This is a genomic window from Agrobacterium bohemicum (assembly GCF_001562555.1).
Classification (GTDB): Bacteria; Pseudomonadota; Alphaproteobacteria; order Rhizobiales; family Rhizobiaceae; genus Agrobacterium; species Agrobacterium bohemicum.
The window spans coordinates 561,150-584,602 of sequence record NZ_KQ961023.1; the positions used below are offsets into that span (position 1 = coordinate 561,150).

General features: G+C 56.5%; 23 protein-coding genes. 9 read left to right on the forward strand and 14 right to left on the reverse strand.

The annotated features are described in order from the left end of the window. The 4 genes from ATO67_RS02745 to ATO67_RS02760 form a co-directional block, all read right to left on the reverse strand. The gene (locus tag ATO67_RS02745) at nucleotides 1-1,029 is read right to left on the reverse strand and encodes a sensor domain-containing diguanylate cyclase (protein ID WP_067643889.1); all 1,029 of its coding nucleotides are present in this window, start codon (nucleotides 1,027-1,029) and stop codon (nucleotides 1-3) included. 409 nt (nucleotides 1,030-1,438) lie between these two features. After that, nucleotides 1,439-2,050: a LysE family translocator gene (locus ATO67_RS02750; protein WP_067643890.1), complete on the reverse strand. Its 612-nt coding sequence runs from the start codon at nucleotides 2,048-2,050 to the stop codon at nucleotides 1,439-1,441. 82 nt (nucleotides 2,051-2,132) lie between these two features. Further along, nucleotides 2,133-2,582 carry a DNA polymerase III subunit chi gene (locus ATO67_RS02755; protein WP_067644266.1) on the reverse strand — a complete coding sequence of 150 codons (450 nt, stop codon included), beginning with the start codon at nucleotides 2,580-2,582 and terminating at the stop codon, nucleotides 2,133-2,135. A 38-nt stretch (nucleotides 2,583-2,620) separates the two neighbouring features. Further along, nucleotides 2,621-4,111, reverse strand: coding sequence for a leucyl aminopeptidase (locus tag ATO67_RS02760; protein ID WP_067644269.1), 1,491 nt, complete (start codon nucleotides 4,109-4,111; stop codon nucleotides 2,621-2,623). Between the two features lie 273 nt (nucleotides 4,112-4,384). Here ATO67_RS02760 and lptF point away from each other — a divergent pair, with 273 nt between their 5' ends. From lptF to rsmA, 6 genes are all read left to right on the forward strand, one after another. Further along, entirely contained in the window at nucleotides 4,385-5,554 is a 1,170-nt protein-coding gene (gene lptF, locus ATO67_RS02765; protein WP_067643891.1) for an LPS export ABC transporter permease LptF, read from the forward strand. Then, entirely contained in the window at nucleotides 5,551-6,639 is a 1,089-nt protein-coding gene (lptG, locus tag ATO67_RS02770) for an LPS export ABC transporter permease LptG (RefSeq protein ID WP_067643894.1), read from the forward strand. The genes lptF and lptG overlap by 4 nt, the downstream gene beginning before the upstream one ends. After that, nucleotides 6,639-9,008, forward strand: a complete 2,370-nt coding sequence (locus ATO67_RS02775; RefSeq protein WP_067643897.1) for an LPS-assembly protein LptD — start codon at nucleotides 6,639-6,641, stop codon at nucleotides 9,006-9,008. Before lptG ends, ATO67_RS02775 begins: the two co-directional genes overlap by 1 nt. A gap of 290 nt (nucleotides 9,009-9,298) precedes the next feature. After that, nucleotides 9,299-10,243, forward strand: a complete 945-nt coding sequence (locus ATO67_RS02785) for a SurA N-terminal domain-containing protein (RefSeq protein WP_067643903.1) — start codon at nucleotides 9,299-9,301, stop codon at nucleotides 10,241-10,243. A gap of 16 nt (nucleotides 10,244-10,259) precedes the next feature. After that, the gene (gene pdxA, locus ATO67_RS02790; RefSeq protein ID WP_082760139.1) at nucleotides 10,260-11,279 is read left to right on the forward strand and encodes a 4-hydroxythreonine-4-phosphate dehydrogenase PdxA; all 1,020 of its coding nucleotides are present in this window, start codon (nucleotides 10,260-10,262) and stop codon (nucleotides 11,277-11,279) included. Beyond that, nucleotides 11,279-12,124, forward strand: coding sequence for a 16S rRNA (adenine(1518)-N(6)/adenine(1519)-N(6))-dimethyltransferase RsmA (rsmA, locus tag ATO67_RS02795; protein WP_067643906.1), 846 nt, complete (start codon nucleotides 11,279-11,281; stop codon nucleotides 12,122-12,124). Before pdxA ends, rsmA begins: the two co-directional genes overlap by 1 nt. Here the strand turns inward: rsmA and vapC are convergent. From vapC to ATO67_RS02845, 10 genes are all read right to left on the reverse strand, one after another. Beyond that, complete coding sequence (gene vapC / locus ATO67_RS02800; RefSeq protein ID WP_067643909.1) at nucleotides 12,121-12,519, reverse strand: type II toxin-antitoxin system tRNA(fMet)-specific endonuclease VapC; 399 nt, start codon at nucleotides 12,517-12,519, stop codon at nucleotides 12,121-12,123. The two genes, rsmA and vapC, sit on opposite strands and share 4 nt — an antisense overlap. Then, complete coding sequence (vapB, locus tag ATO67_RS02805) at nucleotides 12,519-12,752, reverse strand: type II toxin-antitoxin system VapB family antitoxin (protein ID WP_067644274.1); 234 nt, start codon at nucleotides 12,750-12,752, stop codon at nucleotides 12,519-12,521. Before vapB ends, vapC begins: the two co-directional genes overlap by 1 nt. Before the next feature lie 76 nt (nucleotides 12,753-12,828). Beyond that, the gene (gene gmk / locus ATO67_RS02810; RefSeq protein ID WP_067643912.1) at nucleotides 12,829-13,500 is read right to left on the reverse strand and encodes a guanylate kinase; all 672 of its coding nucleotides are present in this window, start codon (nucleotides 13,498-13,500) and stop codon (nucleotides 12,829-12,831) included. Nucleotides 13,501-13,505: 5 nt separating this feature from the next. Then, a complete protein-coding gene (locus ATO67_RS02815; protein WP_067643915.1) occupies nucleotides 13,506-14,390 on the reverse strand; it encodes a YicC/YloC family endoribonuclease in 885 nt (294 codons plus the stop codon). A gap of 58 nt (nucleotides 14,391-14,448) precedes the next feature. Then, nucleotides 14,449-15,669, reverse strand: coding sequence for an endolytic transglycosylase MltG (mltG, locus tag ATO67_RS02820; RefSeq protein ID WP_067643918.1), 1,221 nt, complete (start codon nucleotides 15,667-15,669; stop codon nucleotides 14,449-14,451). 247 nt (nucleotides 15,670-15,916) lie between these two features. Next, on the reverse strand, nucleotides 15,917-17,185 hold the full coding sequence (gene fabF, locus ATO67_RS02825) for a beta-ketoacyl-ACP synthase II (RefSeq protein WP_067643922.1): 1,269 nt from the start codon (nucleotides 17,183-17,185) through the stop codon (nucleotides 15,917-15,919). Nucleotides 17,186-17,428: 243 nt separating this feature from the next. Next, on the reverse strand, nucleotides 17,429-17,665 hold the full coding sequence (locus tag ATO67_RS02830) for an acyl carrier protein (RefSeq protein WP_006727438.1): 237 nt from the start codon (nucleotides 17,663-17,665) through the stop codon (nucleotides 17,429-17,431). A gap of 284 nt (nucleotides 17,666-17,949) precedes the next feature. After that, the gene (gene fabG / locus ATO67_RS02835; protein ID WP_067643925.1) at nucleotides 17,950-18,687 is read right to left on the reverse strand and encodes a 3-oxoacyl-[acyl-carrier-protein] reductase; all 738 of its coding nucleotides are present in this window, start codon (nucleotides 18,685-18,687) and stop codon (nucleotides 17,950-17,952) included. 29 nt (nucleotides 18,688-18,716) lie between these two features. After that, complete coding sequence (fabD, locus tag ATO67_RS02840) at nucleotides 18,717-19,661, reverse strand: ACP S-malonyltransferase (protein ID WP_067644277.1); 945 nt, start codon at nucleotides 19,659-19,661, stop codon at nucleotides 18,717-18,719. A 119-nt stretch (nucleotides 19,662-19,780) separates the two neighbouring features. Further along, complete coding sequence (locus ATO67_RS02845) at nucleotides 19,781-21,064, reverse strand: Nramp family divalent metal transporter (protein ID WP_067643928.1); 1,284 nt, start codon at nucleotides 21,062-21,064, stop codon at nucleotides 19,781-19,783. 238 nt (nucleotides 21,065-21,302) lie between these two features. On the opposite strand from ATO67_RS02845, the gene ATO67_RS02850 reads away from it, so the two are divergent. From ATO67_RS02850 to rpsR, 3 genes are all read left to right on the forward strand, one after another. Further along, the gene (locus ATO67_RS02850; RefSeq protein ID WP_067643931.1) at nucleotides 21,303-22,346 is read left to right on the forward strand and encodes an aldo/keto reductase; all 1,044 of its coding nucleotides are present in this window, start codon (nucleotides 21,303-21,305) and stop codon (nucleotides 22,344-22,346) included. A gap of 285 nt (nucleotides 22,347-22,631) precedes the next feature. Continuing rightward, the gene (gene rpsF / locus ATO67_RS02855) at nucleotides 22,632-23,102 is read left to right on the forward strand and encodes a 30S ribosomal protein S6 (RefSeq protein ID WP_067643934.1); all 471 of its coding nucleotides are present in this window, start codon (nucleotides 22,632-22,634) and stop codon (nucleotides 23,100-23,102) included. 12 nt (nucleotides 23,103-23,114) lie between these two features. After that, a complete protein-coding gene (gene rpsR, locus ATO67_RS02860) occupies nucleotides 23,115-23,363 on the forward strand; it encodes a 30S ribosomal protein S18 (RefSeq protein ID WP_067643937.1) in 249 nt (82 codons plus the stop codon). The last annotated feature ends 90 nt before the right edge of the window (nucleotides 23,364-23,453 follow it).

Consider the following 23,453-nt stretch of genomic DNA (forward strand, 5'->3'; position numbering starts at 1 on the left):
TCAGATGGCGCGGCTGACGAAACGGTCGCGCCCATCCTTCTTGGCCTGATACAGCGCTTCATCCACACTCTGCAGCAGCGACAGGCAATCCTGCCCTGACTGCGGTGCAATCGCGCCGCCGATGCTGAGCGGCGCGCTGATGAGGCGACCATCGATGTTGAAAGGCTGACGGAAAGCTTCCAGCAGCCGCTCTGCCAGCTTTGAAATGACGTCAGAACCGGCTGGTCGCGGAATGAACACCGCAAATTCGTCTCCACCCATGCGCACGGCAATGTCTTCGGCGCGGATGACATCGCGAATGCGGCAGGCAGCCTCGTGCAGAACACGGTCGCCAACGCCGTGGCCCAGCGTATCGTTGATCGTCTTGAAACCGTCCATATCCAGATAAAGCGCACCGAAGGTCTCATTGGACTGCAAGGCCGCATACATCTGCGAATCCACCAGGCCACTCAGCGCCTTGCGGTTATAGAAACCCGTCAGCGGGTCGGTCATGGCAGCATCGCGCAAGGCACGCTCGGCAAGGCTCATGGTGAAGTTGGCTTTTTGCAGTCGCAACAGCGCCCCTGCCAGAACCGCAAAACGCTTGAGGCTTTCCACTTCGGTCGGCTTCAACTCACGCGGAGACGTATCCAGAATGCAAAATGCCCCGACCGTCAGCCCCGGCTCCAACTCGATGGGCGCACCGGCGTAAAACCGGAATTTCGGCCCGCCTTCGACATAGGGAAAGCCGCGTAATTCCGGATGCGCACTCAAATTCGGCACGACAAGAACATCATTGGAAAGCACCACGCGGGTGCAGATTGAGATATCGCGAGAGCATTCGCTGACCTGAATGCCCGCCTGATGCGCAATCCGCAACCAGTCTTCATCGACGATATGGATGGCGGCGCGCGCCATATCGAACACGCCTTTTGCCAGCTCGGAAAGCGAAGCCAGTTCCGGTGTCGGGCCAGATCCCAGAGACAGGATGGACCGGACAGCAACTAGACGCTCTGTTTCGTTGACCGGCCACGGGGCGGATTGACCCATTTCATTCTCCTCGGCTGTCGCGCAACGCTCCGTTCGTTGAGTGTTGCATACAGCATGTTTGTTAACGCACTACATTAGCAAGACCTAGGCCGACAATCGGCGCAGACTTCAAATCATGTTTTCGTTGCCCATTTTGCGAGCCCGCTTATCATCACCAGCCTTCCGTTTTAGAAAATGTTGATATCCAGAGAAACTGAGCGGAAAGAGTCGCTTATCGCGGGGTCTTCAGAAGAGACTACGTGTTTTCCAGCGAATGACCCGGCGATTTTATTTGGATTTTCTGTCTAGGATATCTCGGCAAGGACTGAGTTTGCTACAACCATCGCTTTGGTAAGTCTGCGTCACCTCTAATGTCGCGGCCTTTAAGACATTTGCGTGACCAGCGGTCGGATAGTAACTCCTAACCTCCTCAGCGTGTGGCGATCGCGGCAGCCGCCAAAGCCATAGCTGCTCCGCTCACTTGATTAATCCGGCGGATAGCGCGGCTATTTCGAAGGAACGTTCTTGCCTTCGACGCGAGGAATACCCACGAAAGATCAACGGCGACCAGGGTTACAAGCAGGGTCAGGACCAATTGTAACCATCCCATTGCCGTCACACCTTTCATATCGATGAGCGAAGGCATGAGAGTGAGGTAGAACAACATGTTTTTGGGATTGCTGATCGAAATGGAAAGCCCGGACATAAAGGCGCTAAAGCCTTTTCCTTTTGTTGACGGCTCAGGGTCGCCAACCTCTGGCTGACTGGTGAATAGTACCCAGGCAAGATAAAACAGGTATGCCACGCCTATCCATTTAATGATTTCAAAAAGCAGATGGAAAGAAGCAGCCAGGGCGGCAAGCCCTGCAAGCGCAACACTGAGCCAAATGGCCTCGCCTATCCATATTGCGATCAGAAAGGGCAGGACATTGCGCACACCTTGCGATAGCACTCGTGCGACCAGCGCCGCAACAGTCGGCCCGGGGCTGACAGAGTCAGCAATCAAAGCCCCAGCAAAAATCAGCAAAGCCATCAGTGTCATAATTTCGATCCCCCAAGAACGATAACCACCCCAATATTGCAGAAATCCCGCCTAAAGGTAGAGTTTACGGCGTCGCGCGCCCTCAAGCCTTCTTCTGCCAGCGACCTTCCGGGGATTGCTGCCAATAGGTCAGCGTATGGCCCTCGCCTTTCAGCTTTTTCCACTGCGCACGCGCGCTCTCAAGTTGCGCAGCGTCATAGCCGTCGAACATGAAAACGATGCGCTCATAGGCTTCGAGCGGTGGTGGCTCGGCGCCATCGACGATGAAGCGTACATTCGCGGCGTTGGCATTTTCGGCCGATATCGTCAGCACCACAGGCTGGGCAGCGGCGTTTTCCGCCGCATCTGTTCCATGCGGCATGAAGCTGTCATCCCGAAATGTCCAGAGATGAACGTCGAGAGCATCGCGGCGCTCTTCACTTGCCGTCTGGACCGCGACCTTCCAGCCGCGTTCCAGCGATTTTTCCAAAAGAGGCGGCAGGGCGTCTTCCAGTTTCGATTCCGTTAGATGGTAGAAAAGAACTTCCGTCATCGGAACGCCCATGCTTCATTGATATTATAGTGCGCAGCTCAGTCTTCGTAATGAGCGCGAACGAGTTCGTTCAAAAGGCGCACGCCATAACCCGAACCCCAGGACTGATTGATTTCCGTCAGCGGGGACCCCATCGCCGTGCCAGCGATGTCCAGATGCGCCCAAGGCGTATCTCCCACAAAGCGCTTGAGGAACTGTGCGGCCGTGACCGACCCCGCCAGACGGCCCGAGCTGTTCTTCATATCGGCGAACTTCGAATCGATGATCTTGTCGTAATCCTTGCCCAGCGGCATGCGCCACAGCTTTTCCTGGGTCGTATTACCCGCGCTCGTCAGGCGCTCCGCCAGTTCGTCATCGTTGGAAAACAGACCGGCCTGAAGATTGCCGAGGGCAACGGTAATTGCACCCGTCAGCGTTGCCAGGTTGATCATGAACTTCGGCTTGAAGCGATCATTGGTGTACCAGAGCGCATCCGCCAGCACGAGGCGGCCTTCGGCATCGGTGTTGATGATTTCGATGGTTTGGCCGGACATGGAGGTGACGATATCACCCGGACGCTGCGCATTACCATCCGGCATGTTTTCCACAAGGCCGATAACGCCGATGACATTGGCTTTCGCTTTGCGCGCCGCCAGCGTGTGCATGAGGCCGGTCACAGCAGCAGCGCCGCCCATGTCGCCCTTCATGTCTTCCATGCCCGCACCGGGCTTGAGCGAAATGCCACCGGTATCGAACACGACACCCTTGCCGACGAAGGCGATCGGCTCATCTTTCTTGGAGCCGCCCTTCCAGTGCATGATGGCCAGACGCGGCGGGCGGACGGAACCTTGGGCAACGCCAAGCAGAGCGCCCATACCAAGCTTCTTCATTTCCTTTTCGCCAAGGATTTCAACCTCGACGCCGAGCTTCTTCAACTCCTCGGCCTTTTCGGCAAACTCGACCGGACCCAGCACATTCGGCGGCAGGTTGACGAGATCGCGCGCAAGAACAACGCCCTGCGCTTCAGCCTCGGCTGTTACGAAAGCGTGCTTTGCCTCTGCGTGGGCGGCGGTTACGATGATGACCTCGACATTTTTCGGAGTCTTGTCGTCGTCGGACTTCTTTTTTGTCTTATAGGTGTCGAAGCTATAGGCACGAAGCAGCAGGCCGAGAGCAAAATCGGCAGCGGCTTTGCCATCGACATCGATACCAAGCGCGTCGAGATAGATGACGACCTTTTCGGCCTTCTTGAAATTGGCCGCAGCCGTTCCACCTGCCCGCAGCCAGTCATGGGCCGTCAGCTTGGCAGCTTTCCCAAGACCGATAACCGTGATTCGATCCGCGTCAGAGCCTTGCGGGGCCAGGACATCCAGAACGCTCATCGACTTGGCGGCAAAGCCTGAGACCTTGGCGGCCTTCGCCAATATGCCTGCGGGATCAACCTGCGCCTGACCGGCAGGAGCATTTTCGCCGGACGCCTGCAGCAAAATAGCGCTGGCGTTCTCAAGCGTGGCGGAGCTGGCAAAAGAGATATCGAATTTGGCGGACATGTTCTCGCTCATCACTATATTTCAGGATGCGCGGGATCATCACGTTTTCCGTCTCCGGCGCAACCCTGCAATCGGTTTCAGGCATGGCAATTTTATGAATCAGTCATGCCGATATCAAAAAAGACGTCACCAACAAAAAGACACAGGGTTAAGAAAAATTGCCGCACAAGACAGATTTGTGAGTGTCGCGGAGTCGCCATTCTCGCTTCTTGCAGCTAGATAGAAAAAGTTCCCGCGAAGGGAACGAAATGGAAATACCTCATCAGGGATCGAATGACGCTTCTTGAACGATACATATTGCGACGCACGACGCAGATGTTTCTGGTCGCGCTTATGCCTGTTCTGGCCATTATCTGGACGATTCAGGTTCTACAGAGAATCAATCTGGTCACCGATACCGGCCAGTCCATGGGCTCTTTCGTCACGTTGGCCACCATGTTGTTGCCGACGCTCATTCCCGTTGTGCTGCCCTTCGCCCTCGTCATTGCCATTACTCAGACGCTGACGGCGATGAACACCGATTCGGAGCTGGCGATCATTGATGCGTCCGGCGCGCCTCGCACGATCATTTTCAAGCCGGTCCTGATTCTCGGCGCTGTGATGAGCCTTGTTTCCTTCGGAATCACCAATTTCGCAGAGCCGCCCGCGCGTACCGCCGCAAGGCAGATGGTGGCCGCGGCCTATGCCGACCTCCTGTCGTCGGTCATCGAAGAGAAAACATTCCGCACCATTCAGGACGGACTTTATGTGCAGATCGGTGAGCGTCAGGGGCGCATCCTTCGCGGCCTGTTCGTCGCAGATCGCCGTGACCCGAATTACGATCTCATCTATTATGCCAAGGAAGGCATGATCGATGAAGGCGGCGCATCGCTGACCATGCGCGATGGCGAAGTGCAGCAGAAGACCCCTGATGGCAAAGTCTCCGTCGTCAAGTTCCTCTCCTATGCGTTCGATCTTTCCACCATGTCCGAAAAGGGCGATAGCGAGCCTTCCATTTCATCCAGCGATGCCAGCCTGGCATTTCTGCTCTCGCCGGACGAGAATGTAGACAGCTATAAAAAGGCACCCGGCGCGTTTCAGTCGGAACTTCATCGCCGTCTGGTGGACTGGATGTTCCCCTTCGTTTTTGCGCTGATTTCGCTCGTGGTCGCAGGCGACGCCCGCTCCCACCGCGAGGCCCGATTGCATCCCATGGTGGCGGCACTCCTCACCGCATTCATGCTGCGCTGGCTCGGCTTCTACTTTACCAATCAGGTCAAGCAGAGTGCTGCGTTCATACCGCTCGTCTATGCGGTTCCAGTGGTCAGCGGTGGCATTTCCATCTTCCTGCTTTTGACCGGCCAGAAACTGCGGATGCCCCGCGCCTTCGGCAATGCGTTGCTGAACATTCAGAAGCGCTTTTCGCCCCCTAAAGCATCCGGTACCGGAGGGCAAAGCACATGATGTTTGGCACCCTCGCACGCTATTTCCTCCGACGCTACGCCATGACCACCTTCTGGTTCCTGCTTGGCGTCTCCGCGATCATCTTTCTTGCCGACTTCAGCGAGACGGCGCGACGCATGTCGGGCCTACCCGGATATTCCGTTCCGGCTGCCCTTGGCCTCACAGCCCTGCGTCTACCTCTCATCCTTCAGCAGACGATCCCGTTCGTCGCTCTCTTCGTGGGCATGACGACGTTGATTTCGCTCAACCGTCGTTATGAACTGGTGGTGACGCGCGCTGCCGGTATTTCCGCATGGCAGTTCATTCTACCCTTCGTCGGTGGTGCCATTCTTCTCGGCATTCTCTCCATCACGGTGCTGAACCCGATAGCAGCTTGGGGCGAAAGCAAATCGCTGGCGGTCGAATCGGGATGGCGCAACGAAGGCGGCGCTTCACGCCAGCAGCAGGTTCTTCCATGGCTTCGCCAAAGCAGCGGCGGGCAGGATACGATCATCGGTGCAAAGAGCTTCGAAGACAACGGCACCCTGCTCAAGGATGTGGTGCTTATACACCTCGACAAGGACGGTAACATCCTCCTGCGTCAGGATGCACAGTCGGCTAAGTTGGAAGATGGTTACTGGCTTCTTAACAACGTTGCCGAGATCCGCCCGGGTCATGTACCAACGCGGGAAGCAACGGCGAGAATCAGTACCAATCTGAGACAGGAATTCGTTCAGGAGCGTCTGACGCAGCCGGAAACCGTTGCTTTCTTTGATCTTTCTCACAAAATCGAGGTAGCGCAGTCTTTCGGAATCTCTTCGAAAGCACTGGAGACACAGTACCACTTCCTGTTGTCCATGCCCTTTCTTCTCGTGGCGATGACGTTCATTGCCGCGACTGTTTCATTAAAGTTCAGCCGTTTTGCACAATCCCGTTCAGTGATTCTGGGTGGAATCGTTTCCGGCTTCGTGCTTTATGTAGTAACCGTGCTCGTAAGGGCATTCGGGAGTAGCGGCGTTGTCCCTCCCTTCGTTGCGGTCTGGGTTCCAGTTGTCGTGGCGTTGGCGTTGGGTGCAACCATTCTGCTTCATCAGGAGGACGGCTAGTGGCGGTATTTGACCGCGGGAATATCAGACGGCTTACGACAGCCCTTCTGACTGGTGCTGCTGTGTGCGCATATGTTGCAACCGCTTCCAGCGTTTTAGCTGAAGACGGTGTCATCGTAGGTGACCCTCAGGACCAATCGAAACTCCTGCTTACAGCGAACGAACTTACCTATAATAAGGATGCCGAACGGGTCATCGCGACCGGTGGTGTGCGACTGCACTATTCCGGCTACCGCATGGTCTCCCAGCGCGTCGAATATAACCAGTCGACTGGCCGTGTTCTTGCGCGTGGCAATATCGAACTGATCGAACCGGGCGGCAATCGCATCTATGCGGATGAACTCGACGTTACCGACGATTTCGGCCAGGGTTTCGTCAATGCTCTTCGTGTGGAGACAACGGACAATACGCGCATCGCCGGTGAAAGCGCCGAGCGTCTTTCGCAGGACGTGATGGTTCTGAACAACGGTGTTTACACCGCATGCCTTCCCTGTGCCGAGCGGCCAGAAAAAGCGCCTCTGTGGCAGGTAAAGGCAGAACGCGTCATTCAGGACGGCAAGACCCACACCGTGCGTCTGGAGAAGGCTCGTTTTGAACTGTTTGGTAAGTCGATAGCCTATCTTCCGTTCATCACCGTTCCCGACAATACGGTCAAACGGAAGTCCGGCTTCCTGTTTCCGCGGATGAGCGTGACGGACAATCTCGGCTTCGGCATCGGCGTGCCCTATTTCCAGGTGCTGTCCGACACCGCTGACGTCACCATCACGCCAACCTATTATACGTCACAGGGTCTGCTGCTCGAAGGTGAACTGCGCCAGCGTTTCGAAATGGGAACGCATACGGTGCGCGCGGCTGGCATCAACCAGATGAACCCCCAGGATTTCGACGCCAATACAAGCGATTCCCAGAACGATACGCGCGCCATGATCGCCTCCAAGGGCGAGTTCAACATCAATCCGCGCTGGGCGTTCGGCTGGGATGCCATGGTGCAGACCGACAATAACTTCTCACGCACCTATGAGCTGAAGGACTACAAGAACTCCGTTCAGACCAACAAGCTGTACCTGACCGGTCTCGGTGAACGTAACCATTTTGATGTCAGTGCTTACTATTTCAACGTCCAGGACAATGATGATTCGGAAGCGCAGGAGCGTAGGCAGGCTATTGTCCACCCTGCTCTCGACTACCGCTATTTCATGCCGGATCCAGTGTATGGCGGCGAGCTTTCGCTGACGACCAATTTCACCAGCCTCACACGTCGCAACCAGGATGCTTATAATCTCGGTCCGTCCGTGCGCTATAATGGTCTGGAAGGAAACTATACGCGCCTGTCCACGGAAGCTGAGTGGAAGCGTACCGTGACATTTGACAGCGGGCTGCTGCTGACGCCTCTTCTGGCTGCACGTGGCGATGCCCTGTGGAATGACATGTCCGCAAACTCGTTCGGCACGTTCGCCTATGATGGTACGATCAACAATGACGCAAGCCTGCGCGGCATGGCGACATTCGGTCTTGAAGCGCGCTATCCGGTTCTCTTCACTGCTCTGCACAGCAGCCACGTGATCGAGCCTATCGCCCAGATTTTCGTTCGTCCGAATGAAGGCTATTCCGGCGAGTTGCCAAACGAAGATTCTCAGGCCTTCGTGTTCGATGCGACCAACCTGTTCGAGCGTGACAAATTTTCAGGCTTCGACCGGATCGAAGGCGGCACACGCGCCAATCTCGGCTTCCGATATAACGGCACATTCGACAACGGTTACGGCATCCGCGCCATTGCTGGTCAGTCGTATCACCTTTCCGGCGAAAACTCTTTCGCCTCCAATGATCTGGTCAATGTCGGTGCAAATTCCGGCCTGGAGACGGATCGTTCCGACTACGTTGCCATGGCTGCCATCGACGCTCCAATCGGCCTGTCGCTGTCATCCAGCTTCCGGTTCGACAAGGACAATTTTGAGGTCAATCGCTCTGAGACCGCCGTTGCCTACACCGACAACCGCGTGTCAGGCAAAGTCAGCTACACACAGGTCGAGGCGCAGCCAGAGTATGGCTACGACCGGAAACGCGACATCATTCAAGCATCGGGCAAACTGCGTCTGGATGATAACTGGGCTCTGTTCGGCGCGATCAATTATGACGTGAACAACAAGTTCTCCAGCGAGCGGCGTATCGGCTTTCTCTACCAGGATGAATGCACCATCTTCACCGTCAGCTATTCGGACGTTGGCAACATCAACACGGTCAACGAAGCCGCGAATGACTGGTCGGTCAACGCCCGCCTTGCCTTCAGAACGCTTGGCGACATCAGCGTCGGCTCCGCGAACAAGGACTGGAGCGACGCCGATATCGGCTGGAAGCCAAATAACTACTGATTTCAAGCAGCGGCGAAGTGAAAACTTCGCCGCTTTTTTTGAAAGAGCGTGATTGGCAGCATCCCTGATACGCCACTGTTTTGCCGCATCGTATATTCAATGTGGGGCATCGTAGCGATTGTCGTTTTGCCGATTTCGGTGATATATACGGTCGCGCCCACAGTAAAACCGCAGCAAAATCTGACTTCTTGGTTGACGAGCGAGGATATCCGCTTCATCCGGTAGTTTGAGATGTTTAAAAGCAAAGTCGTCGCCAGTGCGAAACGACGTGTCGACAGGGAGAGAACAGGATGAATTTCGGAAAGACGGCGTTGCGCAGTGTTGCATTCGCCTTTGCGATTTTCGCAGTTCCTATGGTCATCGCGCTTCCAGCGCAGCAGGCCGCGGCCGCAACCACCGTCAAAGTCGTGGTCAACAAGACAGCGATCACCAGTGACGATATTGCGAAACGTGCTGCTTTTCTGAAATTGCAGCGCCAGTCCGGCAACCTCCCTGCAAAAGCCCGTGAGCAGTTGATAGATGAGGCGTTGAAGCGTGAAGAAATCGCGCGCGTCAAGATGTCGGTCAGCACCGCAGACGTCGACGCGTCATTTGCCCGCTTCGCTTCCACGAACAAGATGACCACGGATCAGTTGACCAAGGTTCTCGCCCAGGCCGGTGTCGGCGCTGAGCATTTCAAATCCTTCATTGCCGTCCAGATGAGCTGGCCTCGGCTGGTCAACGCCCGTTATGGCGGTCGAAACAAGATGTCGACGCAGGATTTCGTGACGCGGTTGAAAGAACGCGGCAGTAAACCTGTGACGAACGAGTATTTCCTGCAGCAGGTGATTTTCGTTATTCCCGAAGCCAAGCGCAATTCCATTACCGGCAAACGTAAGTCGGAGGCCGAAGCTTCCCGCAAGCGCTATCCCGGCTGCGAACAGGCAAAGACCTTTGCAGCGACGATGCTGGACGTGTCGATCAAGGATCTCGGGCGCATGCTCGAGCCGGAATTGCCACCAGACTGGAAGCCTCTGGTTGAAAAGACGGCTGAAGGTGGCACCACTGGCACACGCGTGACGGAAAAAGGCGTGGAGTATCTGGCCGTCTGCAAAAAGCAGCAGGTGTCTGACGATTACGCGGCGGAAGTCGTTTTCCGTTCGGAAGATTTGATGAAGGCTGAAAAGGGCGAAAATCCCAACGAGAAGAAATATCTCGAAGAGCTGCGGAAGAAAGCCCAGATTACCAGCACCTGACGTGAAAGTGCCTTTTGTGACCTCGCAACAATTGCCTATCGCCCTCACCCAGGGCGATCCCGCCGGGATCGGCCCGGATATTACTCTTGTCGCTTGGGCAAAACGTAAAGAGTTCGGCCTGCCGCCTTTTATTCTGGTCGGCGATCCCGATGTCATTGCCAGCAGGGGCCATCTTCTCGGCATCAACGCTAACGTGACAATTTGCGAGCCCGAGCAGACAACGTCCATTTTCCCTGATGCCTTGCCCGTGTTTCCCATTCCTGTCGGCTTTGAAGTACAGGTCGGTCAACCGCATGTCGGCGCGGCACTCTCCACCATCAAGGCGATCGAGACAGCGGTTTCGCTGACCGTTGAAAAACGCACGTCGGCAGTTGTCACCAACCCAATCGCGAAATCGGTGCTGTATGAGGCGGGCTTCGGTTTTCCCGGCCATACCGAATTTCTGGCAGAGCTTGCCAACAAGCTGACCGGTCGGGTCTGTAAACCCGTCATGATGATAGCCGGGCCGAAGCTGCGCGTCGTGCCCGTGACAATCCATATCCCGGTCAAAGACGTCCCAGCCGCACTCACGGAAGAACTGATCATCGAAACCTGCCGCATTATTGCTGCTGGTCTTAGAGACAAGTTCGGTATCGAAGCTCCTCGCCTCGCAGTCGCAGGCTTGAACCCGCATGCGGGTGAAGACGGCGCAATCGGCATTGAGGATCGCGACATCATTCATCCCGCCACGATCCAACTGCGCAAGGACGGCATCGATGCATTCGGCCCTCTTCCTGCCGATACGATGTTCCATGAGGCTGCCCGCAGGCGCTATGACGTGGCGGTCTGCATGTATCACGATCAGGCGTTGATCCCCGCTAAAGCGCTGGGGTTCGATGATTCCGTCAACATTACACTCGGCTTGCCCTTCATTCGAACATCGCCCGACCACGGAACGGCTTTCGGCATCGCCGGACAAGGCATTGCCAACGAGTCCAGCCTCGTTGCAGCCTTGAAGATGGCGTCTGAGATTGCGGCACGTCAGGTGACAGCGTAATGGCGGCTATCGACGGCCTTCCGCCACTGCGCGATGTCATCCAGCGCCACGGCCTCGATGCGAAGAAATCGCTCGGTCAGAACTTCCTGCTCGATCTCAATCTGACGCAGAAGATTGCGCGCACAGCAGGCCCTCTCGACGGCGTTACCGTATTTGAGGTCGGCCCCGGCCCCGGCGGACTAACCCGCGCCATCCTGTCGCTCGGTGCAAAAAAGGTTATTGCCGTGGAACGCGATAGTCGCTGCCTGCCCGCGCTTGCCGAAATCTCAGATCACTATCCAGGCCGCCTCGAAGTCATCGAGGGCGATGCGCTCAAGGTTGATTTCGAGACCTTGGTGCCCAAGGACGAACCCGTCCGCGTCATCGCAAACCTTCCTTACAACGTCGGAACCCAACTGCTGATCAACTGGTTGCTGCCAAAACAATGGCCGCCCTTCTGGCTGTCACTGACCCTGATGTTTCAAAAAGAAGTCGGACAGCGAATCGTGGCGGAAGAAGGCGACAATCATTACGGTCGCCTCGGCGTTCTCACAGGCTGGCGTACGGTGCCGGAGATGGCCTTCGACGTACCGCCCCAAGCCTTCAGCCCGCCGCCCAAGGTGACGTCGACCGTCGTGCACCTGCTGCCCAAGGACAAACCGTTTCCTTGCGACGTGGCCAACCTCGAAAAAGTCACCGAGGCCGCCTTCGGCCAGCGCCGCAAGATGCTGCGCCAAAGCGTAAAATCCATCGGTGGCGAGGCGTTATTGGAAAAAGCAGGGATCGACCCTACGAGACGGGCCGAGACATTGTCGGTGGAAGAGTTCGTGAGACTGGCGAATATGCTTGGTCAGACTGGAAACTAAACCCAGTTTTCCACTCGCAGCCCCGGCATGCGTACAAATTCCCGCATATTATTGGTTACGACGATGAGGCCTTCGCTACGCGCGTGACCGCCAATCTGCATATCGTGCACCCCGCATGGCGTTCCGGCACGCGCCAACTCAGCTCTGATTTGTCCGTAATGCGCAGCTGCCTTATCGGCAAATGGCAAAACATCAAGCCTCGATACAAAGTTCTCTATCGCAACCAGATTTTCATTTCGGCGGGCTGATTTCTCCGCCCCGTAACAAAGCTCGCCCAAGGTGATGCTCGATATGCACAACTGTTCCGCTATAGCGTTGAACTTGTCCCTAAGCTCAGGCGGATATGTTTTCATGACGTAGATGCAGATATTTGTATCGAGCATGTATGTCAGCATCAAAAGGACTCGCGCTCTTCGGATGACGGCTGCTCACGTTCGGTCAGAAAATCGTCGCTTGCTCTTGGTCCAGATGCAAATAAATCATCCCATCTCTTGCCGTGAGGTACGATGACACGCGCGCGGCCAATTTTAAGGATGTCCACCTGATGCACGTCTTCAGGAAAAGCGACGGCTTTGGGCAGCCTTACCGCTTGGCTTCGATTACTGAGGAAAACCGTAGAAGTCGTCATGGCAAGGCTCCGTATATCCAGCATGGATATACATAGACTTCCATCTACAAAAATTCAAGCGATCGATGCGGGCCGCCTACCGCACAGGCAACGCTGGCACTTCTTCCAACAACTCGCGCACGAAATCGAACATGCCATGGCGGCGGTCGCGGCGGACGCGTTCGGCTTTGACGATGGCTTCGATCGCTTCGAATGCGGCCTGCAAATCGTCATTGAGGATGACGTAGTCATAGTCACGCCAATGCTCGATTTCGGAGCGGGAATTGGCAAGGCGGGTCTGGATAACTTCTTCGGTGTCTTCAGCGCGGCGGTGAAGGCGTGATTGCAGCTCGGTCATCGTCGGAGGCAGGATGAAGATCGAAACGACGTCCGCTTTCATCTTGTCCTGAAGTTGCTCGGCGCCCTGCCAGTCGATGTCGAACAGCATGTCCTTGCCTTCGGCCATGGCGACTTCGACTGCTTCACGTGGTGTACCGTAATAATTGCCGTGCACTTCCGCCCATTCCAGCAAAGCCTCGCTGTCGCGTAGACGCTCGAACTCGCGCTTGGAAATGAAGTGGTAGTGAATGCCGTCAATTTCGCTCTGACGCCGCGCCCGGGTGGTGACGCTGACCGACAGGCTGATATTCTTGTCCTTCTCCAGCAGGTTGCGTGCAATGGTGGATTTGCCTGCCCCCGACGGTGACGAAATAACCAGCATCAGGCCCCTGCGGGCGATATGGACGGGAGGAATGCTGGCGGACGCCATGGGGTCTACTCCAGATTTTGGACCTGTTCGCGGAATTGATCGATCACGACTTTCAATTCGATACCAGCAGCGGTTACAGCACTGGCATTGGATTTGGAACAGATTGTATTCGACTCCCGGTTAAATTCCTGTGCAAGAAAGTCCAACTTGCGTCCAACTGGCACGCCGCTGCTCAAAAGCTCTCGCGCGGCAGCCACATGGCCCATCAAACGGTCGATTTCTTCGCGCAAGTCAGCCTTGGTCGCGAGCAGAACGGCTTCCATGTGCAGGCGGTCGCTATCAAGGGCATTGCCGTCACCAATCAAGGCGATCTGGGTCGCGAGGCGCGCTCTGATCTGCTCAGGCTGACGGGAGGGGTCTGCCTCGATGATTCCAGTCAGTTGCTCTATTTTATCGATGTGGCTGGCGAGAATGCCAAACAGAAGATCGCCTTCGCGCTCACGCATCGTCTTCAATGCGGCAACCGCCGCCGTGAAGCCATCGACGATATCGCGATTGCGGGCTTCCTGCGCGTCTGCACCCTCTTCCGGCTCTCGAAACTCGACCAGGCCACGCACCGAAAGCAGCGTATCGAAGCTCAAGGGCGCGTCGCTGACAGCATCGCCAAGATCACGCTTGAGCGCCAGAACGGCATCAAGAGCGTCGCGATTGACCACTGCTTCCATCTTCACTTCGGATGCGGATGCGCTCAGTCCTGCCTGAATGTTGCCGCGAGAAAAGCTCTTGGATGCAATGTCGCGCAACGCCATCTCCAGTGCTTCCATGCCCGGTGGCAATCGCAGGCGCAGATCGAGCCCTTTTCCATTGACGGAGCGGAGCTCCCACGCCCAGCGATAACGCCCGCACGCCCCTTCGGTCCGTGCAAAGCCTGTCATGGATTGCAATGCCATTGAATATATCCCCAAATGAAAAGCTGCCGCCCCATCGGGGCAGCAGCGGTCGTTCAAATCAATTACTGCGAGGCCGTTCCGCCTGCGATCCATCCGGCTGACCATCCACCACCGTTTCAGGCACGCCGCCATTGGCAGTGCGCTCAGCCTCTATCTTGCGCCAGCGTCGGACATTTGCGTTGTGCTCGTCCAGCGTCTTGGCAAAGGTGTGACCGCCAGTCCCATCTGCAACGAAATAGAGGTCGTCGGTGCGCCAGGGATTGGCCGTCGCTTCGAGCGCTGCACGTCCCGGATTGGCAATCGGATGCGGCGGCAGGCCACGGATGATGTAGGTGTTGAAAGGTGTCTCTTTTTGCAGATCGGACTGGTAGATCGGCCTGTCCGCAGGTTTACCCTCGCCGCCGAACAATCCGTAGATGATGGTCGGATCGGACTGCAGGCGCATGTTCTTTTTCATGCGATTGTAGAACACCGATGCAACATGACCGCGCTCGTCATCCTTGCCGGTTTCCTTCTCCACGATGGACGCCAGCGTGACGAATTCTTCAATGGTCTTGATCGGCAGATCCGGGTCGCGACGTTCCCAGGTCGCCTGAACAAGCCGCGTCTGGGCGGCGCGCATCTGGTTGACGATTTCTTCGCGCTTGGTGCCACGCGTGAAAGGATAGGTGTCAGGCCGCAATGAGCCTTCTGCTGGCAGTTGCGCTGGCAAATCGCCCTCAAGCGTCGTGTCAGCCGCAAGACGCGTGAACATCTGCTTGACGGTCAGGCCTTCCGGCATGGACACAGAGTAGAGAATGGACTTGCCGGATTCCAGCAGTGCCAGAATGTCCTTCATCGATGTGCGGGCTTTGACTTCATATTCGCCGGGCTTCGGCGTCTGGCTCGGCGACATGTAACGGTCTGCCATCAGGCGGAAGATGCGGGCATTGGAGATCGCGCCTTCGCGCTCCAGATTATTGGCGATTTCGACAAGACCGGCGCCGTTGCGAACCGTAATCGTCTTATTGAGTTCGAGCGGACCCGGCTCATGAAACGAATTGATCATGTAATAGAAGGCGGCAATACCGACCACGCAGACGGCAACCACCAGCGTCATGAGGAAGTTGAGGAAAATCACAAGCTGGCTATGGGCCTTGCGGGAGCGCTTCGGCGGGGCCGGAACACGCTCGGGTCTCAGTGCCTCTGTCGGTGATTTCGGAATGATCGGGCCGCCTTTGCTCTCACTCGAGCCTTCACGTCCATAAGGGGCCTGTTTGTCATCTCTCGTATCGCTCACCGGCGGTCCTTTTCAGTTCGGCATTACAGCGGCTTATGTGAGCAGGCAATGCGGCAAAAACAGGTTCGGCAGGCTAATCTGCACTTGGTACATAAGGAAACATCGATGCATGCCCTTTGCAGGGACAAGCGCGTTTCCAAAATTTGAAGCCGCCTGAACAGGCAGCACGGCAATTATCCCGGTTGTTACACCGGGAAACAGGATGGTTTTCTGCGATTCCTGACGAAACGGCAAGAGCCGATCGACCTCAAGCTTCGTAACGGCGAAGAACCAGCGACGCGTTGGTGCCGCCAAAACCGAAGGAATTGGACAGCGCGACATTGACGGTACGCTTGCGCGCCTTGTGCGGCACCAGATCGATTTGTGTCTCGACATCGGGATTATCGAGATTGAGTGTTGGCGGCACGATGTTGTCGCGAATGGCGAGAACGGCGAAAATTGCCTCGATGGCACCGGCTGCACCCAACAGGTGGCCCGTTGCCGACTTGGTGGAAGACATGGAAATCTTAGACGCCGCATCGCCAACCAGACGCTCCACAGCGCCAAGCTCGATCGTGTCGGCCATGGTCGATGTGCCGTGGGCATTGATGTAGTCGATATCAGCAGGCGTCAGGCCGGCTCGCTTCAACGCCATGGACATGCAGCGGTAAGCGCCTTCACCATCTTCTGATGGAGCCGTGATGTGGAACGCGTCACCGGAGAGGCCGTAGCCGACGACTTCGGCATAAATCTTTGCACCGCGTGCCTTTGCATGTTCCAACTCTTCCAGAACAACGATGCCAGCACCTTCGCCCATGACGAAACCATCGCGATCGCGGTCATAGGGGCGTGAAGCCTTTTGCGGGTCGTCATTATGCTGGGTGGACAGCGCCTTGCATGCGGCAAAACCGGCAAGCGAGATGCGGCAGACAGGCGATTCCGCGCCACCTGCCACCATGACATCCGCATCGCCCCACATAATCAGACGAGCGGCATCACCAATGGCATGTGCGCCGGTGGAGCAGGCCGTGACGACGGAATGGTTGGGTCCGCGCAGCTTGTGGCGAATGGAAACCTGACCGGAAATCAGATTGATCAGACGGCCTGGAATGAAGAAAGGAGAGATGCGGCGTGGGCCCTTGTCGCGCAGCGTATAACCAGCCTCGACAATACCTTCGAGGCCACCAATGCCGGAACCGATCAGGACACCTGTCATGATCTGATCTTCGTCGGTACCGGTCATCGGGTGCCAGCCCGCATCATTTAATGCCATCTCGGCTGCGGCCATGCCGTAAACGATGAAGGGGTCGACCTTGCGCTGCTCTTTGGGCTCCATCCAGTCATCGGCATTGAACGTTCCATTGGAACCGTCACCGACGGGAATGCGGCATGCAATTTTCGCAGGGAGATCTTCGACCTCGAACTCGGTTACGAGACGAGCACCGTTCTGGCCAGCCAAAAGCCGTTCCCAGGTAATTTCCGTTCCGCATCCAAGAGGAGATACCATGCCGGTACCGGTGATAACGACACGTCTCATCGCCAATGCTCCGCCCTAACCCTATCATCGCTAGCGCATCGGCCCGAAAACCAGAAGCGATTTTCGCAAGAGGCAATGCGTAGATTTCGTAATCGCGCGCGTCCATATGCCTTCAGATGAAAGCATGGCGCCTCGACCTTGCAACGCCCCTTTATAAAGCAGAGCATCTCAAGATAAAATATTGGCCCGGACTGGCCGGGCCATATCGGGAAGGCAGATGCCTTCCCTTGGCATTTCAAGCGATTAGGCCTGAGCCTTTTCGATGAACTTGACAGCGTCGCCCACAGTCAGGATCGAGTCAGCTGCGTCGTCTGGAATTTCAACGCCGAATTCTTCTTCGAACGCCATAACCAGTTCAACGGTGTCGAGCGAGTCGGCGCCCAGATCGTCGATAAAGCTTGCGCCCTCGACGACTTTTTCGGCGTCAACGCCAAGATGATCAACTACAATTTTCTTTACGCGTTCTGCGATATCGCTCATGTCGGTTTCCTCGACCTTTACTTTGAAAGGAATGCCCTCTTCAGACACCCTGCCCTGTTAAAATCCCCAAATACCTTTTGGAGGTACCGTGGGCAAACCCGTTCAACCCGGATCAAGCTAAACATCGCGCTAAGAAATCGCAACGGTCGCCTTTGGTTCCGGGACGACTGTTCACAGTCTTCGCCCGCTTAACACGGTTTCCTGCGGGAAAAAAGCCTTAAAATAGTGCTAACCATCTTGCTCTACAGGCAATTTTCCAACACCGCACCCAGACGGGACGATTCTTAAATCATCGCCATGCCACCGTTAACGTGCAACGTCTGGCCAGTCATATAGCTTGCTTCGTTGGAGGCAAGATAAAGAACGGCAGAGGCGATTTCCGCGCCGGTGCCCATGCGCTTCATGGGAATGGCACCCATGATGGCTTCTTTCTGCTTATCGTTCAACTTTCCCGTCATCGCACTTTCGATGAAGCCGGGGGCAACGCAGTTGACGGTGACGTTGCGTGTGGCGATTTCCTGCGCCAGCGACTTGGACAGGCCAATCATGCCAGCCTTGGACGCACAGTAATTCGCCTGGCCGGGGTTACCCGTCACGCCGACGATGGAGGTGATGTTGATGATGCGGCCGAAACGGCGGCGCATCATCGGGTGCGTCAGTTCACGCGTCAGGCGGAACATCGAGGTCAGGTTGACTTCGAGAACGTTGTCCCAGTCCTCATCGCTCATGCGAACGAACAGGCCGTCCTTGGTGATGCCGGCATTGTTGACGAGAATGTCGACGCCACCCAACTCGGCTTCTGCCTTTTCGCCCAGCGCCTTCACTTCAGCGCGGTCGGCAAGGTTGGCCGGAAAAATCTTGACGCGGTCGCCAAGTTCGGAGGCCAGCGCCTCCAGCTTTTCGACACGTGTGCCGTGGAGGCCGACGATAGCGCCCTGCGCATGCAGCGTGCGGGCAATTTCTTCGCCAATGCCGCCGGTGGCACCTGTAATGAGAGCCTTGCGGCCTGTCAGATCAAACATGATGTTTATCCTTTGTCTATCTTTAGAACTCAGCCGAGAAGTGTTGTCAGAGCGGCATCGATATCGGCAGGCGTATTGATAGTAATGCCATTCACCGTCTTGTCGATACGGCGGGCAAGACCGGTCAGCACCTTGCCTGAACCGATCTCATACAATGTCGTCACATCGTTTGCCGCAAACCATTCCACCGTCTCGCGCCAGCGAACCTGGCCCGTGACCTGCTCGACCAGCAGCTTTGCAATCTCGTCCGCATCCGATACCGGAGCGGCACGCACATTGGCGATGACTGGAACGACCGGGTTGTGCTTTTCAACGCTGGCCAGAGCTTCGCGCATCGCTTCGGCGGCAGGTGCCATCAGGGCAGAATGGAAAGGCGCCGATACCGGCAGCATGATGGCGCGCTTGGCACCTTTTTCTGATGCGAGTGCCGCTGCTTTTTCGACAGCATCTTTTGAGCCAGAGATGACCAGCTGGCCACCGCCATTGTCATTGGCAATCTGGCAGACGCCACCGACGGCAGCTTCCGTGCAGATAGCATCGACATCACCATGCTCCAGGCCGATGATGGCAGCCATCGCGCCCTGCCCGACGGGAACGGCAGCCTGCATGGCATTGCCGCGAATGCGCAGCAGGCGCGCTGTATCTGAAAGGGAGAATGTTCCGGCAGCACACAGCGCTGAGTATTCGCCCAGCGAATGGCCGGCAACATAGGAGACTTTATCCGCAAGCTTCAGGCCACGGGCTTCCAGCACACGCATGACGGCAATGGAAACCGCCATCAATGCTGGCTGCGCATTTGCAGTCAGCGTCAGCGTTTCCTCTGGACCGTTCCACATGATGTCGGAAAGCTTCTGACCAAGCGCCTCGTCAACCTCGTCAAAAACCGCGCAGGCCTCTGCGAAATTGTCGGTAAGCTCCTTGCCCATACCGACAGCCTGGCTGCCCTGACCTGGAAATGTGAATGCAATAGCCATGGGATCCATCCCTTCTCTTATGTTCTTGGGGACTTCCATTCACACTCCGTCCCGCAGAGTCAAGGCTTTGCGGGGTGCGCCAAGTGTCTGTCCACCTCTCACACCCCGTAATCGACGCTTCACCGCGTAAACAGCCCGACCACTTCACTGATGCACAGAACGATGAACAGCAGGGCAGAAATACCAAGCAAACCGTTGGAAAGCCAACCGCTACGCCACTCCTTCGGCACTCGCGACGAGTTGAGCAGCCAGATCAGCGTTAGCGCCAGAAACGGCATGAAGAAGGCTCCGAGCGCACCATAGATAATGACGAGCAGGAACGGACGCCCGAGGAACAGCAGCGTCATGGGCGGGATCGTCAGCCAGAAGAGATAGAAACGGAAGGCAGGCGTCTTTTCCAAGCCTTCGCGAGAGCCGGTTTCACCCTTGATGCCGCGCACGAAATCCGCAAACAGCATGGACACGCCCTGCCAGACGCCCAGCACCGACGAGATCGCAGTCGCGAAGAAACCGATCAGAAACAGTGTCGACATGGTGCTGCCGAATCGCTCTTCCAGCACACGGTCGAGATCGAGAAGGCCACGATCACCCGTCGAAAGCGCAATTTGCGACGCATAGAGCAACTCGGCGCCGATGATGAGCATGGCGACGACGAACATGCCGGTGACGATATAGGCGACACGGTTATCCAGCCGCATCACACCCATCCAGGCCGGTGTGCGCCAGCCCTTGGCATTTACCCAATATCCATAGGACGCCATGGTGATGGTGCCGCCAACGCCGCCGATGAGGCCAAGTGTATAGATGGCCGATCCCTCGGGTATGGACGGAATAAGGCCCGTCACGGCTTCACCCACATTCGGCGAGACCATGATGGCAATGCCGATCACGATGACGAACATGATGCCGATGAAAATCTTCATGACGGTTTCGAATGCGTCGTAGCGATTGAAGGCCACGAAGGCAGCGCAGGAAAGCCCGGTCAGCACGGCCCATATCCAAAGCGGCACGGAAGGGAAGAAGACAGCGAGCGGCAATGCCGTGGCACTCATGGCCGTTGCGCCATACACGAAACCCCAGACCATGATGTAGATGCCAAAATACCAACTGGTCCACTTGCCCAGCGACCGCCAGCCTTCGAGCATGGTGGAGCCAGTCGCCAGATGGTAGCGGGCGGAACCTTCAGCCAGAGCGATCTTTACGATGCAGCCGATAACGGCGGCCCACAACAGTGCATAGCCGAATCGGGAACCGGCAATCAGCGTGGCAACGAGGTCGCCCGCGCCGACGCCAGTTGCCGCGGCCACAATGCCGGGACCGATCAGTTTCCATCGTCCGGTCGTTGGTGGTACGGCCTTATCGTCAAGGGTTGCCGGTGGCGCACTTGCTGCGTTGTCTGTCATTCACGGTCCTCCGCGCTGGTTTGATGATCGAAACCCCAATGCATGCCGTGGAAGATGGTTGCGCGCAAAAAGGGAAAAGCATCCCCGTTTTTGCAATAAAAAGAGCTGAATTGCTACCCTTGAGCGTCAAAACGTTCCGCAAGAGATGTAACTATGGAATTAGTGGATTGTTTTTCCTTGCGCTGGCCCAATTCCGCACTACTTTCCACCCACCTTCCAAGCAAAACGAGACATTTCCATGAAGCACAATACGTTAGGCACCACGGGTATCTCCGTGTCCGAAATCTGCCTTGGCACGATGACATGGGGTACGCAGAACAGCGAAGCGGAAGCCCATGAACAGATGGATTATGCCATCGAACATGGCGTCAACTTCTTCGATACGGCCGAGCTTTATCCAACGACACCAGTCTCTGCGGAAACACAGGGGCGCACCGAGGAATATATCGGCACATGGTTCGAGAAATCCGGCAAACGCGCCGACGTCGTTCTGGCTACCAAGGTCGCCGGCTCGGGGCGCGATTATATCAGGGGCGGTCGCGATATCGATGCAGCCTCGATTCGCGAAGCCGTCGATACCAGCCTTGCACGGCTGAAGACCGACTATATCGACCTGTATCAGATCCACTGGCCCAACCGCGGTACATATCATTTCCGCGGTGTCTGGGGTTTTGACGCCTCGACGCAGAACACCGAAAAGACGCTGTCCGAAATCACCGAAAAGCTGGAAACACTGGGCGAACTGGTCAAGGCTGGTAAAATCCGCGCCATCGGCCTTTCCAATGAAAGCGCATGGGGTACGCAGAAATACATCGATATCGCGAAAGCGAATGGTCTTCCGCGCGTCGCATCCATCCAGAACGAATATAACCTGCTATACCGGTCGTTCGATCTGGACCTGGCCGAAGTGTCCCACCACGAAAATGTCGGCCTTCTGGCATACTCGCCATTGGCTGGCGGCATTCTGACCGGCAAGTATCAGAACGGTGGCCGCCCCGAAGGGTCGCGCGCTAGCATCAACCAGGATATCGGTGGACGCCTGCAACCATTGCAGGAAGCGCCGGTCAAGGCGTATCTGGAACTGGCCTACCAACACGGTCTGGACCCGGCGCAACTCGCCATCGCCTTCACGCTGTCACGCCCGTTCATGGCGTCCTCCATCATTGGTGCGACGACAATGGAGCAGTTGAAGACGGATATCGCAGCGGCGGATGTCACGCTTTCGGATGAGGTCCAGAAGGGCATTGCCGACATTCACCGGCAATACCCGATGCCGATCTAACAGCACGCAAACCGTGCTTTTTCGGGCAGCGCGCTTGCATTACGGTGAGAAATCCGTATAAGCGCGCTGTTCACAACACCCGGTCCAATTGGCTGGTGGCTGAACGGAGGGCTGGTTTCGGCGACGAAACAGCAGGACCATAAGGTTTCCGGCCTCCCGTGTCTCCGCTCTCGACCGTCTCGAACAACGCTTTTCTTGCCCTTGGCTTTTGCCGAACAGGAGCAGTCGTTGAGGCTTAGCGCCGTTGCCGGGTGATGAATGAAACGCAAGAAAGGCAAAGCTTAAATGGCTCTTTACGAACACATCTTCCTTGCCCGGCAGGATATCACTGCCCAGCAGGTCGACGCACTTGTCGAGCAGTACAAGGGCGTTATCGAATCGTACGGCGGTAAGGTCGGACGCGTCGAAAACTGGGGCCTCAAGTCCCTGACATACCGCATCAAGAAGAATCGCAAGGCTCACTACGCTCTGATGGACATCGATGCTCCGGCACCGGCTATCCACGAAATCGAGCGCCAGATGCGCATCAACGAAGACGTTCTTCGCTACATGACCATCTCCGTGGAAGCCCACGAAGAAGGCCCATCTGCAATGATGCAGAAGCGCGACCGTGACGACCGTCCGCGCCGCGATGGCGACCGTCCTGACCGTGGCCCGCGTGAAGGCGGCTTCGATCGTGGTCCTCGTCCACCTCGCGAAGGTGGCTTCGGCGACCGTGAAGACCGTCCGCGCCGTCCGCGCGAAGACCGTGCATAAGGAGCATATATAATGGCTGACGCATCTTCTTCCCAGGCACGCCGCCCGTTCCACCGCCGTCGCAAGACGTGCCCTTTCTCCGGCGCAAACGCTCCGAAGATCGACTACAAGGACGTACGTCTTCTGCAGCGCTACATTTCCGAGCGTGGCAAGATCGTTCCTTCCCGTATCACAGCTGTTTCACAGAAGAAGCAGCGCGAACTCGCTCAGGCGATCAAGCGCGCTCGTTTCCTCGGCCTGCTGCCATACGTTCTGACCTAATCGACTTTACGAGGCTGCGCTTTTGCGCGGCCTCGTTTCCTCCATGACGACATCCTTCCGCGTTGGGCGTGGATCGATCTTGAAATGAAA